At 37.3% G+C, this 14,627-nt stretch carries 7 protein-coding genes; 4 read left to right on the forward strand and 3 right to left on the reverse strand.

What is annotated here, in order from left to right:
- The first annotated feature begins 38 nt into the window (after positions 1–38).
- The gene (locus H4J73_RS13330; RefSeq protein ID WP_182181218.1) at positions 39–872 is read left to right on the forward strand and encodes a hypothetical protein; all 834 of its coding nucleotides are present in this window, start codon (positions 39–41) and stop codon (positions 870–872) included.
- Between the two features lie 48 nt (positions 873–920).
- Here H4J73_RS13330 and H4J73_RS20820 read toward each other — a convergent pair whose 3' ends face one another.
- The 3 genes from H4J73_RS20820 to H4J73_RS13345 are packed head-to-tail and all read right to left on the reverse strand — an operon-like array spanning position 921 to position 6,584.
- A complete protein-coding gene (locus H4J73_RS20820; RefSeq protein ID WP_182223426.1) occupies positions 921–4,718 on the reverse strand; it encodes an AAA family ATPase in 3,798 nt (1,265 codons plus the stop codon).
- Positions 4,715–6,025 carry an exonuclease subunit SbcD gene (gene sbcD, locus H4J73_RS13340; RefSeq protein WP_182181220.1) on the reverse strand — a complete coding sequence of 437 codons (1,311 nt, stop codon included), beginning with the start codon at positions 6,023–6,025 and terminating at the stop codon, positions 4,715–4,717. Before sbcD ends, H4J73_RS20820 begins: the two co-directional genes overlap by 4 nt.
- A gap of 40 nt (positions 6,026–6,065) precedes the next feature.
- The gene (locus H4J73_RS13345) at positions 6,066–6,584 is read right to left on the reverse strand and encodes a shikimate kinase (RefSeq protein WP_182223427.1); all 519 of its coding nucleotides are present in this window, start codon (positions 6,582–6,584) and stop codon (positions 6,066–6,068) included.
- A 1,485-nt stretch (positions 6,585–8,069) separates the two neighbouring features.
- Between H4J73_RS13345 and H4J73_RS13350 the strand changes: the two genes are divergently transcribed.
- The 3 genes from H4J73_RS13350 to H4J73_RS13360 all read left to right on the forward strand — a co-directional run bounded on the left by H4J73_RS13350 (position 8,070) and on the right by H4J73_RS13360 (position 14,493).
- Complete coding sequence (locus H4J73_RS13350; RefSeq protein WP_182181223.1) at positions 8,070–10,256, forward strand: M4 family metallopeptidase; 2,187 nt, start codon at positions 8,070–8,072, stop codon at positions 10,254–10,256.
- Between the two features lie 236 nt (positions 10,257–10,492).
- Complete coding sequence (locus tag H4J73_RS13355; protein WP_182181224.1) at positions 10,493–12,478, forward strand: M28 family metallopeptidase; 1,986 nt, start codon at positions 10,493–10,495, stop codon at positions 12,476–12,478.
- A gap of 521 nt (positions 12,479–12,999) precedes the next feature.
- Positions 13,000–14,493 (forward strand): M28 family peptidase, encoded by a 1,494-nt coding sequence (locus H4J73_RS13360; RefSeq protein ID WP_182181225.1) that lies wholly within the window; start codon positions 13,000–13,002, stop codon positions 14,491–14,493.
- Positions 14,494–14,627 lie beyond the last annotated feature (134 nt).

The raw sequence follows: 14,627 nt of genomic DNA on the forward strand, positions 1-14,627 counted from the left end.
AATAATAATGATAAAAATTGTACAAACAGGAAAATATTTTGACTAAGCAAATTGATCACAACATGCCAAGTATTACCCCTGATAAAGATCAGGTTGAAGCGTTTAAAAATACCCGAACTTATTCTGCAGTGCCTCCAAGTTCTGTAGATAACACTTTGGCTAAACCTAAAGTAGAGAAGTCTCAGAAAAATGTATCAACATCATTATCAACTTTATCAAAATTTTCCACTTTTTTAATCTACTTATTATTAGGTGTTGCTGCCTATTGGATTTATCAACAAGATATCAAAACTCATGCCATTATCGCTTCAGCTGAGCAACGTATTATGGGACTAGAGCGCCAACTCTCAGCTACGGGTGAAGAAATGGGTGAGTCAACAATAGAGATGAAAGTCAGGTTAGAAACACTGGGCAAGACAAGTGATAAGCTGTGGAATGAAATGGATAAACTTTGGGCTTCTGCATGGCGAAAGAACCAGTCTCAAATAAAAGCATTACAAAGAGACAGTAAGTCACTCACCGATATATCGTTAGCTCAGCGAAAACAAGTTACCTCAACGTTAGCCACTATTGAAGAAATAAATGACAAACAAGTAACAACAGAATATTCGATTGACGCGGTGAAAGAACAATTAAAGAATTCGGAAAAACTGAGAGAGCAAATTAAAACGTTATCATTAGAATTATCAGCAATAGAGTCAAATTCGCAACGTCGAGACAAACAACAAATATCACTGGCAAGCAGAGTGACCAAACTGGGTGAAAAAAACAAGCAATTATTGCTGCAAGTAAAAAACTTAGAAACAACGTTATCTCAATACGTTAAAAGCATCCCCGCTAAAACAGCACCACCTTTAGGGGGCGGTTCTTAAGACGTTAGACAATAATAGCGTAGGTGAATTGACAACCTACGCTATGTATTATGCTTTTTCTGTAGAAAACGTAAACTGACGCTCTAACTCGCTTACTCCTAGACCACTACGTTTTTTGACTTTTATTTGCACAGGTATGCGTTCTTTTAGTGTATCAACATGGCTAATAACACCGATCATTTTACCACTGGCGTTTAAGCTGTCTAAGGCGTCAAGAGCGACTTCAAGCGTATCATTATCAAGTGTGCCGAATCCTTCATCAAGGAAAAGAGAATCAATACTGGTTTTCGCGCTCACTAGATCAGACAATGCTAACGCCAATGCCAAGCTCACCAAGAAACTTTCACCTCCGGAAAGTGTTTTAGTATCGCGTATGCTGTCTGCTTGCCATGTATCAAGTACTTCAAGCGTTAGTGCTTCTGATTGCTGACACTTTAGCTGATAGCGAGCATGTAAGCGTTCAAGTTGTTGGTTCGCTAAATACACCAAATGTGCCAGTGTTAACCCTTGAGCAAACTTTCTAAATTTAGCGCCATCGGCTGAGCCAATCAACCCATTTAAGTGAGCTAAGTCATCAACCTCTTTTTGTAGTTCTATTATTTTTTCAAATAAGCCTTGTTGCTGCTCACGCTGAATTTCGTCATGTTTTAATGTTTGACCTAACTGGCCAATTTTTATCTGTTCTTGTTTTAGCTGTTCTTTACATGCTGACAGTTGCTCTGCAATTGCCTGCGCATTCACCTCAGTAATGCCAGCTTCTTCTATCGATGCTTGTTCAAGTGCCAACATACCCAGTTGTTGCTGAGATTGTTCAAGTAATGTTTGTAAATATTGTTTTTCTTTCGTGATGGTATCTAAAAGCCGTTGAAGTTCCTGTTGCTTTTCAACCGGCAGTAAAGCGCTGATAAAATCACTCTCTAAAACAAAGTCACTCTGTGTTAACGCGTTTTTCCACACTAAACTCAGTGAATCAACTTCTTCGTTAATATGGTTTAACTGCTGCTCAGCACTCTTTAAAAGCCCTTGCTGATGTTGATGTGCTTCCATGTTTTGCTGAAAAGTTTGTTGTAAGTCCTTAAGTTTATCTTCGGTGGTTTTTCGCTTTAAAGCGATGTCGGCTCTCACTTGACTCGTACTTTTATTTTCAAAAAGACTCAAGCGTTGCTGTTGCGCTTGTTTGAGTTCAATAATAAATAGCTGTTGCGCCTGACTAACATCGCCATAGTCTTCATTGAGTTGCTTATCGTGTATTTGCGCAACCACCAATTGCTGTTTTAAGTCAGTTAACCCCTGAAAATGTAGTTCTTGTTGTTGAACCGTAAACTGGTAGTGTTTCACTTGTTTGTTTTTTTCAATAAACCAGCTAGAAAAAACCTCCTGACTCGGCAAAGATCCATTGTTATCACTGAAGAGCGGCGTCGCTGAAACCTTTGTATTTTCAACGTTGATTTGCTGCTCTACCAAGGTAATACTTGCTTTAAAATCTGCAAAGGTTTCAGCTTTACTTTGTTCTTTTTTGGCTAAAAGAGTGGCTAATTGTTGTAAACTTTTTAGAATGTTTTCTAGATTATTCGCTAAGAGCACAACTTGATTTTGTATGGTTGACTGTTCTTTTTCAACGTGTGCTAGCTGTTGTTGGTACTGCTGAAAGCGTTGTTCAGCTTGTTGTAGTGCTACATTGGTTTTGTTCAGGTTATCGAGCAACTGCTCTCGTTCTGCAATAAAAGCCTCGATAAAGGATAAATCAGCTAACGAACAATCTAAACCAAGCGGCTGTGCTTTTGAGGGCCATTGGCTTAATAAGCCTTGCTGCTCTTTTGTTTTTTCCTGTTGCACTTTATGAGCGACATCAAGCTCAGCCTTTAACTGTGCTTGTGTCTCTGCTTGCGCCTTGCCTTGGTGTTCGAGTTGCTGTAATTGTTCTGTTAATTGCTCAAACCTTTGTTGGTGCTCTGAAGACTCTGCACGGTCTAACTTTATATATTCATCAATAGCCGGATGTTCAACTGAACCACACAATGGACACGCTTGCTCGTGCTGTAGGTTACTTCGATGCTGACTTAACGACATAATAGTTTTTTGTTGCGCTAAAATTTTTGCCACGTCATCACGTGTTAACTGCACATTTCGATATTGTGAGCGCAAGGCAATGATCTGCTCTGAAACGTCTTTGTATGTTAAACTTTGGTCAGTGATAATAGCTTGAATATTTACCACTTCATTAGCCAAAAGGGCAAAACGACGGGCATTTTCAACTACCGTAATTTGCGGTGCTATTTGTCCTTGAAGTGCTTGTAATCTGTCATGTAATACTTGTTCATTAATCAGTGACGTATTCGCTAAAATTTTGATTTTTTCTTGTTGATGGTACTCAACTTGTATAAGCAGTTCATCATTACGTTGCTGATGATTGTGCAATAATGTTTGCTGACTCTCTTGTTGATGTTCAAGTGCTTGCTGTTGTGAATGTAAGCCTTCTTGGTCAGCAAAAAGCTGTTGTAGTTCATGTTCTGTAAGCGCTAATTGCTGATATTGGCTTTGCCATAAAGGTAATTTTTCTGGTAAGGTTTTTAACAGCTTATTATTGCTGATAAATTGTTCGTTTTCAGTAAACTTCCTTTGCTGTTGCTCTTGATTTTTAACAAGATTTTCGCAATTCTTTTTTGATAAGTGCTGAGCATCTATTAACACGATGAGTTTATTAGCTAATTCTTTTTCTTGCTTAGACAGATACTCTATTTGGTTATCAAGTGGGAGCACTTTATCAATAATCAAGTTTTCAAGTGCTTGATCAGCTAATTGTTTAGCCCCCTGTTCTGTCGTTAATGCTTCGAAAGCTTGTTGCGCTATAATGGTGTCCTTTTCAACATTTTTACAGGTAGTAAGCAGTTCATTATTGCTAATAATTAATTGTTTTTGTCTCTGCTTTTTATTTTCTTGTTGCTCAAAAATAGGCCTTAATTTTTCAGCAGGTTTTGATAACGCTAATTTTGTTAAATCATCTTTCGCGTCAACTTCTTTTTGCGCTTCGCGCTGCAGTTTACTTTGAATAGCGTTAATGTTTTCTTGGTTTTCAAGGGATTTTTGTTGCCAACTTTGCGCTTTTTGCCACAGTTCACAGGTTAAAGCTAAGTGTTTTTCATTCTGGGTAAGATGTTCAAGTTTAAGCGTAAGCGACGTTATTTCTTCTGCTGATAAAACGACCGTTCCTTGGCTTTGCGCTTGCAATATTTTTAAATCGTTACTGGCATTTTTATGGTTCTGATAAACTTGCTGTGAAACTTGTCCGTATATCTCAGTACCCGTTAATTCTTCTAATAACTCTGCTCGTTCATTACTGGGCGCATTCAAAAAAGCAGCAAACTCACCTTGCGATAACATCATCGACTTAGTAAAACGCGAAAAATCTAAGCCTGTTAAACGCGCTATTTCTAAGCGTACTTGTGACACTTTAGTCGCTAATATTTGATCGTTACCTTCTAAGGATGTAGATATTTCTGCAAGTTCAGCAATTGGCTTTTGCAAATTTCCTTCAACACTATTTTTAGCACGTCTTTGACTCCAAAAGGCTCGGTAGGCTTTGCCTTTTACTTCAAATTCAACTTCAGCTAAACAATTAGCCGTATGACGGGTCATTAATTGATTTTGTTTGTCTGAAATATTTAAGCGAGGCGTTTGATGATAAAGCGCTAAACAAATAGCATCTAATATTGTGGTTTTCCCTGCACCTGTTGGCCCAGTAATAGCAAATAAGCCGCTATTATCAAAAGGGGCTTGGCTAAAATCAATTTTCCAGGCTCCTTTGAGCGAGTTTATGTTTTCAAATCGTAAACTTAATATTCTCACTTAGTTTCACCTGCAATTTGCGTTTTTTCAACGTGACTTTCACTGGCTGTATTTTGTTCTTGAACTTGCTCTAAGGTTTGTGCAAACATTTTTTCAAGTCGAATCTTTTGATTTACTTCGAGGTCAGTTTGCCAATTTTCTTGAAGTAATCGCGTGGCAAAGACCTCACTTAAAGACAATTCGTTCAAGGTAATTTTTTTTTGGCTCTCTGGCATTGATTGCCTCGACTTTTTACTGCGCCGCACCAGTAAGACTTCAACAGGTAATTCTTTAACCAGTGCCTCAATACGAGGTGTTAGATCTTGTAAATATTCTGCACTGTTAATTTCAATATCAAGCCAAATCTTTTGATCTTTTGCTAACAATTTTTCTGAATTATTTAGCGTATCAACTAACTCATTGATATCTTGGGTAAGGTGCTCTAATTTACTTTTTACCATTAACAAGGGTTGAAAACAGGGAATGTCTTGCTCAATAACCTGACTAAGTTTACCTTGTTCAAACTCTGCAATTAACACTTTTTTAGTTTGAGTTGCTTCATCAAAACTCAATGCTATGGGCGAACCGCTGTAGCGAATATGCTCTGATTTAGCTACGCGTTGGTTACGATGAATGTGGCCAAGTGCAATGTAGTCTGCGTTAGGGAAAGCATTAGCGGGGAAAGCTTCAAGTGTGCCGATATAAATATCGCGAACAGACTCACTGCTTGTTACACCAACGGTCGTAAGATGTCCGGTCGCAATAATAGGTAATTTAACGTCATGACTTAACAGCGCAAGATCTTGCGCTTGCTGGTATAAATTTTGGTAATGTTCACTGATAGCTTGCTGCAACGATTGTTGCTTTTCCTTTACTGATTGTCCTGCACTACTGGTCATTATGTCGCGAGGGCGAATAAATGGAATGGCGCACAGCACGGCCCCAGCCTGACCTTTTTTATTATTTAGCGTAATAATTTGCTTATCAAGGATATCGCTAGCACTGGTAATAACCTGACACGATAAATGCGATAACAATTGTTTAGATTCACCAAGCATAGCGACTGAATCGTGATTGCCAGCAAGGATGATTAACTGACATTTTTTTTTGTGCATATTAACAATAAAATCAAAATACATTTCTCGGGCATAACTTGGTGGTGTACCGGTATCAAAAATATCGCCAGCAACAATCACCGCATCAATAGCATGCTCGCTGACTTGTTCTAGTAGCCAGTTCAAGAATTTTTGGTGTTCATTTGCCCGACTTTTACCGTAAAAATTTTGGCCTAAATGCCAATCTGAGGTGTGAAGAATACGAAATTTCATAAATTTATCTTAACGTTTTGTAAAACTGATGAGTGAATAATTAGTCATGTTTATAGATAATCGTTTTCTTGCCCATAAAACGGTTGTACAACTTTTGATGAGCGAGCTTTGAAAAAGTATCTGTTCGGGTCTCATAAGCCTTAATCCAATCAATGAGCATAGGTAAATTATTGTCTTGATCTTGCTTTGATGGATATTTATGAGGTTCCCAGGGGCGATTTTTAGCATGGATAATGCATGTTTCTATCGGTAAATCTAAGAATATAATTTCATTAGCTAATGCTTTCTTTTTATCCTTTAATAATCTACCTTCTCGATTAATAGTAAGCTGCTCAAGTAAGTCACTGTAACAACCTTCAATTACCCAACTTTCATGCTGTTGTGTAAATGCATCAATCTCAAAAGTTGAATCTAGAAGACTTTTTCTTTTAGGCGGTGATGTTGCTAACCAAGCTAATGTATCAAGATCTAAGTGTGCTAACCCCTTATCTATAGCTAATTTATTAGCAAGCGTAGACTTACCTGATCCGGAATTGCCAAAAATAATAATTTTTTGCAAGCAGCTAACCTTTCTATCACATTATCATGAAGGGTAGTGTACCTTAACTCATTATAAAAATTTAGAATTTTAATACAAAGTCAGCAAGTTCATCTTGTCTCAAATAGTCTGACTAACCATGCTCACCGTGATAATAAATATAGACACTGGTGAATTAAATACTCTATCGGTCTCTGCCACTAGAGTAAATATTGTCTTAATAAAAAGAGCAATACATTCGTATTGCCCTTGCTGTTAAGTGGTTAATACATTAATCGCTAAAAACGATATGAGGCATTTAAGAAAAAACCACGTCCGTATAAGTTATATCCTGATGAAGTAACCATGTTGCCACGATTCAACCCAGTAGTTAAGTCAACTAATTCAGGTGCTTTATCAAATACATTTTTTATACCGGCGGTTACTAAAAAGTCTTCACCTTTATAAGTCAATGATGTGTTGATATAAACAGCACGGTCTGCTGAACAAACCGGAACGGTTTATGGCTTACCCGCCAAATCTTCATTTTTAATAAACTCATCACATTTAGCTGTATCACTTACATCATCAGCTGAATGCATAGCAGATATGTAGTTTGCCATAATCATCGAATTGCCGACCATTTGTCATCGAGGTATTTTGCAATAAATTGGTCACGGTTCTAACACCCGTTTTCATTGGGTCTTTAGCAGTGATCATATGAATAGGTGAAGCGTTCGAAAACTCTGCCTTTTTAAGAGGAGAGTCCGTAACAGAAATTCGCTCAACTTCTTTTTCTGCGCCTACTTCTTAAGCATAAACAAGCATTAAACTAAAGACACCAGCAAGTAATGCATATTAGATAGCTCTTGGAACTGGAGATGTTTTTATCATTATATTATCCTTTAATTAATTATATTATTTTTATAATTATTCAGCTCATTCCTTAAACTCATCACCTAAGTACAACATCGTAATATCCTTAACTACAAGTAACTTAAGTTAAACTGAACAAACTTACACCAGGGCTAAATGTTTAAAATTAGTATTAAAGATGTTAAAAAAATTGTTACCTTTGAGGTATTTGTAAACTTTTAACAACACTTTTTTCTCCTTAAAGAAAGCGTTTTTCATCATTGATTTTACAAATAAACGTCGAACTGTATATCTACCCTCACTCATTATTACCATCTCTGTCTATTTCTTCATTCTAAAATTAATACTTTTTATAAAACTTGCATTCTCAAAAATAACGCCTAGCTTTAACAATTATGCAACACGATTGTAACAATTAATTGTATTTTTTTACATGGTGTTTCGTAAAATAAAGAAACGAAACGAACTGATTCAATGCTTTTATAGAGTGAGCACAATAGAAAGCGGTTTTACGATTAATACGTTGTTTGCATACCAAAATAATGTGGCTACTGAACGATCATCTCTTAGTTTATTAAGTATCTGCAGACTTCTATCTCTAACGGTGCATACCCTGGTATGCAGTAAAACAAAATAATAAAAGGTATAAAAATGAAAAATAATAAAACGTTTATTTTAAGTGCATTGTCTATTACTTTAATAAGCACGTTCAGTGTAGACGCGGCTGAAAGAAAGCTATTAAACGGAGATAATGCAACTATTTCAGCATTATCTCAAAATACATCAAGTCTTTTAAATAACGCTCCTGCGCAACTTCTGGGGTTATCTGACAGTAATACACTACAAGTTAAAGGTAATTTCACTTTAGATAATGGTGATAGTACAACCCGCTATCAACAGTTTTACCAGGGAATACCCGTAATTAATGATGACGCTGTTATCTCTCAAAAAAGTGATAGTAGCTTTAAACATGCACATGGCTCTGTACTGAACAATATAGATGCTGATATTAAGGATGTAACTCCGACCTTTACCGCTAAAGAGGCTTTACTGCGCACTAAAGGAATAAGTTTTGGTGGTTTTCTCTCAGCAAGCCCAGTAACGACATTGAATGAAACGTCTTCATTATCTATTTGGCAAGACGAGAACGACACCGCTAAACTCGTATATGAAGTGAGTTTTGTTCAATATGGAGAAACGCCTGCTCGACCTTATTATATTATCGATGCCCATACTGGTGAGGTACTACTGCATTTAGATAATTTACAAACTGCCGATGGCACTGGCCCTGGCGGTAATGCTAAAACAGGTAAGTATCAATACGGTACAGACTTTGGTTACTTAGAGGTAAGCCAGTCAGGTTCTACCTGTACGATGATTAATAGCAATGTAAAAACGATTAATTTAAATAATGGCACTAGTGGTTCAAATGCCTTTAGTTATACTTGCCCAGAAAATACCACCAAAGAAATTAACGGCGCTTATTCACCGCTTAATGATGCTCATTACTTCGGTAACGTTATTTATAATATGTACAATGATTGGTTTGGCGAGCCTCCCTTAACTTTTCAACTGCAGATGCGAGTGCATTATTCAAATAATTACGAAAATGCTTTTTGGGATGGTACAGCAATGACTTTTGGTGATGGTCAAAATACCTTTTATCCATTGGTTAGCTTAGATGTTTCTGCGCATGAGGTGTCTCATGGCTATACCGAGCAAAATTCTGGGCTTGTTTATTCGGGAAAATCTGGAGGCTTAAATGAAGCCTTTTCAGATATGGCAGGTGAAGCAGCAGAATACTTTATGACAGGAACGAATGATTGGAAAGTAGGTGAACAGATATTTAAAGGTAACGGCGCTTTGCGATACATGGATGATCCAACCCTCGATGGCCGATCTATAGGTAATCAGTCAGATTATTCGTCAGGAATGGATGTTCATCATAGCTCAGGTGTTTTTAACAAAGCATTCTATTTGTTAGCAAATAAAACGGGATGGAATACTCGCAAGGCATTTGAGGTGATGACGAATGCTAACAAATTTTATTGGACATCGAATACTAATTGGGATTCTGCCGGTGACGGCGCAATCGATGCAGCTTGTGATTTAGGCTACAGCACGGCGGATGTAAAATCTGCGTTAGCGTCAGTTGGCGTTAATTCTGATGCAAGTTCAAGTAACTGTGGCGTACCACCAACTGATAGTGTTTTAACCAATGGTGTTGCAGAAACGGGGCTGTCTGGTAGTGCAAAAGATCAACTTTTTTATACCTTAGTAGTACCTGCTGGAGCAACCGATTTGAATTTTGTGACGAGTGGATCGAACGGTGATGCTGACCTGTATGTTAAATTTGGTTCTAAACCTACATTATCAACTTATGACTGTAAAAGTACCAGTTCGTCAAGTAATGAAACCTGTGATATTTCATCAGCACAAACTGGCACCTATCATGTCATGGTTGAAGCTTGGAATGCGATCAGTGGTACTTCTTTAACTGGTAGCTTTGTTGAAGATGGTGGTACTAACCCAGGCGACCCAATTGATATTACTTACAATATTAATGCAATTAATTCGGGTGCTTGGGAAAGATTTACTGAAAACTTAGCCAGTGGATATTCTAACTTGACAGTCACTATTTCTGGTGGAACAGGAGATGCCGATCTTTACGTAAGAGAAGGTGCTCAGTCAACGACCTCGAATTACGATTGTCGTCCATACAAAAATGGTAATGAAGAAGTATGTAATTTTACCAGCCCTGCTACAGGTGCATGGTATTTTGATGTTAGAGGATACAACGCCTCGTCAAATATAACATTAAATATCAAAGCGAATTAATGCTTATATAAAAATATTGAGGGGCGAAGCCCCTCTTTTTATTTCCAACAAACTCTACCTTTTCTTATAGAGGCTTACTCAGCAATGTTTGCCCACTCCCTTTTTTACCGCGACAGTTTTATTTCGTTAAAATTCAGCTTTGCTGCTTTATAATAATCGCTAAAAGTAACGGTAATCAAGATGGAGTACTAAAAGGTATTTTTCAAAAAAATAATAAATAATTAAAAGAGAAATGCATGAACAAGATAGCTAATAACCTACTTGTGCTTAGTTTACTCAGTGGAATGAGTACCGCTTCGACACTTGAAAATAACAATATAGATCTTAATATAAGTCCGCTAGATAATGATAAAAAAGTTTGGATTTCCATTGGCAACGATGCGGTAACTATGATTAATAAGAGTTACAGCAAACAATTCAACCTGACAAATATTCAACCTAAACAGTCAGTGCTTAATATTTCAGAAACACCAACAACACTTACACATAACCATGCTATTAATATTGTCAGTATTGATGAAGCTCAATTAAATAACTTAAGCGAATTCATGCATGATAACTTTAAACGCTGTGGCGGATATATATTTCATGAATCACTAGAAGCCGCTCAACAATACACAACAAACATCGCATTAGCTCCGCAAGTAGTGACGAGTTACACTATTGATAATCCGACGGGCGTAAATTCCTTATTAAATCAATTATCTTCATCAAACTTAACAGCTACCGTTAATACCCTCAGCAACTACAATAATCGTTATTATACGAGTTCAACAGGAGTACAGTCGGCTAATTGGTTAAAAAGCCATTGGGCTTCAATAAGTAGTCAACGTAGTGATATTTCTGTTGAGTTGTACAATCATACTTTTCAGCAACCTTCTGTTATTGCAACGATCACTGGCACGTCAAATAGCAACGAAATCGTCATCATAGGTGGACATTTAGACTCGATAAACTTGTCTAACCCAAGTACGAGTCGTGCACCGGGTGCCGATGATAATGCCTCTGGTATTGCTGTGGTTACCGAAACCTTACGCGCAATTATAGCGAGTGGTTTTAAACCAAAACGCACAATCAAGTTTATCGGTTATGCTGCTGAAGAAGTCGGTTTGAGAGGGTCAAAAGCTATTGCTCAAGACTATAAAAACCAAGGATTGAATATTATCGGTGTCGCACAATTTGACATGGTGGGCTACAAAGGTACCGCTAATAAAGACATTGTTTTTATGACCGATTACACAAATGGTGCCCAAAATACCTTTATGACTCAGCTCATCGATACCTATTTGTCTGACATTAGTTATGGCTTCGACCAATGTGGCTATGGTTGTTCAGATCATGCTTCGTGGCACAACCAAGGCTACCCTGCCTCGATGCCATTTGAATCTACGATGTCAGATATTAACAGCAGTATACATACCGCTAATGACAGTAGCTTTAACTCAGCCCATGCATTAAAGTTTGCACGCCTTTCTGCTACTTTTGTTGGCGAACTGGCTAAAAGCGGCGACGTTGTTATCCCACCAAACGACTCGACATTAGAGAACAATGTAGCAGTTACGGTCACCGCCACAGCAAAAGAGCAAACTAAGTTCACCTTTGAAGTACCTGCTGACGCTACGTCATTAAGTTTTCAGACAAGTGGGGGCAGTGGCGATGCTGATTTGTATATTAGATTTGGCGCTGAGCCCACTTCATCGATTTACGATTGCAAGGGCACGAGTTCAACGAGTAATGAAACCTGCGATATAACAGCTATAGAAACGGGCACTTATCACGTAATGGTATTAGCATGGGATCAAATCAGTAACGTCAGTCTACTACCAAGTTACGATACATCAACAATCCCACCAGATAATACTAATGTGTTACAAAATAATATCCCCAAAACAAATTTAAGTGGTGCAAGGTATGAAAATTTGGAATACACCATGGAAGTGCCTGCAGGTGCTACTAATATTAAATTTACGATTAATGGTGGCAGTGGTGACGCAGACCTGTTTGTAAAGTATGCCAGTAAACCAACTTCATCAAGCTATGATTGTCGCCCCTATATTAGCGGTAATAACGAATTATGTAGCCTCAGTAATGGTAGTGGCACTTATTATATAATGATCAATGGCTACGCTGCATTTTCTGGTTTGAACCTAACCGGCAGTTATAACCAAGGGATTAATACGGCTATAATCGCTAACATGATAGGTGCGACTTCGATGCAATAAAATAACTTTTTAAGAAAGGTTTCCTCCATTGGATTTAAGGATTTAAGTATTTAAGTATTTAAGTATCATGGTGTCTTAAGTAAAACAGATTAATTACAACGTCATTAGTTCGACAAACTGATGATGAAGACACCAAGCCAATGAAAGTTATCGTTATGATAATGAAAGCACAGCTAAACGAACGTAAAGATGTTCAATGCTGGGCATCAAGTGATCTCATAAAATATGAACATTTAACAAAAAACTAATAAAAGCGCTTTCGAGCGTTTTTTAATTTTAGTCTGTACATAGTATAAAAATTACCTTTGTTAAATAAAATTCAAATATAACAATAAATTAAAGTCACCATCAGATATTTCATTCTAAAAAGTGGTCTTATCAATGATGTCAAGGTATGTACTACGTAACTAATTCCTGACACATTAGTTGAATGTTTATATGAAAATGCGTGTAAAACCTAAAACAAACTTGACTGATTATTCATCAAGCGTTATGAATAGGTAAAAATTAAAAGAAATCCTATGAAAAAAATTATTCCTTTAGTGCTTATTCCTACATTGTTAATGAATGCGGCTTACGCAACGTCGATTTTTAATAGTGACATTGAAAACTTAATTACCACATTGAAAGCACCTACACCGATTATTAGTGACTTAAAACAACTCACTGATGAAATTGGTGGCCGCTTAACAGGCACACAGGCAAATAAAAAATCGGTTAACTGGGCGTTGAAAAAATTTCATGAAGCCGGTGTAACAGCAAAAAAAGAGCCCTTCACAATGCCACGGGCTTGGTCAGAGAAAACGATTAGTGCTAAAGTGTTTAATCGCCAAATAAATTTTTCACCACGCATAGTTGCTATGCCGTTCACTAAAAAGACACATTATCGAGGCCTTACGGCAATAATTGTTAACCTAAATAAAGGCACAGAGTCTGATTTTGAAAAAGTAAATACCGACCTTTATCTCAAAGACAAATGGCTCCTTATTGAAACCGACATCTTGGATGATAAAATTGGCATTAATGGCCTTTTTCAAGAGTATACCAATGCCGTAACGATTGAAGAAAGAGCGTTAGCTGTAGAGGCCACAGGTATTATTTATATGTCTTCACGGCCAAAAAACCTATTATATAGACACTTACCAAGCTCTGGGGTTGATAACAAGTTACCTATTGTTGTGATGGAAAGAGAAAGTGCTCAACGTACTCAGCGTTTAATCAATTCAGGCGAATCACTTAAGTTAACCGCAAAGATAAATATATTAGGTGAAAAATCTTATCAAGCTAATAATGTTGTCGCTGAAATAACAGGTGACACCTTCCCAGAACAAATAGTCTTGATAGGAGCGCATATAGATTCTTTTGATTTAGGGACCGGCGCATTAGATAATGGCGCAAATGTGAGTTTAGTCATTGACCTTGCACGTCAAATCAAAAAACTGGGTATTGTACCTAAACGCACCATCCGCTTTGTACTCTTTAATGGTGAAGAACAAGGTATGTACGGTTCGTGGGGGTATACGCAAACACACATAGATGAGTTAGATAATCATATTTTAGCTACCATCATAGATATTGGTACGGGGGCTATTTCAGGCTTTTTTATTAATGGTCGAGAAGAAATCAAAGCATCTGTTGACAGTGTCTTACATCCAGTTGCTGAATTAGGTCCATTCAGCCAAGTTATCGATCCGGTTGTTGGTACTGATAATTATGATTTTATGATGCAAGGTATTGCAAATTTAGTCGCTAACCAAGCCAATGCTAATTATGCTTCAAACTATCATGCACAATCAGACACCTTTGACAAAGTAGACCAGTGGCAGTTGAAAATAAACTCAGCCATTATGGGCGCAACTATTTTAGGTATTGCTAACCTTGACGAAATTCCATGGCAACGCCAAACCGCAGAGCAGGTGGTAGAAATGGTAGAAAAATTTAATATTGAACAAGCAATGAAAACCTTCGGTTTACAACAAGGCTGGCAAGATAATAAACGAGGAATTCAGCACTAAATCTAACGGACAGTTTAAAACTAAAATAGCCGCTACATAATAATATCTAGCGGCTTTATGCCTACATTTAGCTTAAAGCACAATTTATCTTCACATTAAAAGTCATTGATACATATTTTATATTCTGATTATAA

It is taken from the genome of Colwellia sp. MB3u-41 (assembly GCF_014076845.1).
Classification (GTDB): Bacteria; Pseudomonadota; Gammaproteobacteria; order Enterobacterales; family Alteromonadaceae; genus Colwellia_A.

What these genes read in the sequence shown, in the direction of transcription:
- sbcD (WP_182181220.1), bottom strand. Translation starts at nt 6,025, where the DNA reads ATGAAATTTCGTATTCTTCACACCTCAGATTGGCATTTAGGCCAAAAT.
- H4J73_RS13350 (WP_182181223.1), top strand. Translation starts at nt 8,070, where the DNA reads ATGAAAAATAATAAAACGTTTATTTTAAGTGCATTGTCTATTACTTTA.
- H4J73_RS13355 (WP_182181224.1), top strand. Translation starts at nt 10,493, where the DNA reads ATGAACAAGATAGCTAATAACCTACTTGTGCTTAGTTTACTCAGTGGA.
- H4J73_RS13360 (WP_182181225.1), top strand. Translation starts at nt 13,000, where the DNA reads ATGAAAAAAATTATTCCTTTAGTGCTTATTCCTACATTGTTAATGAAT.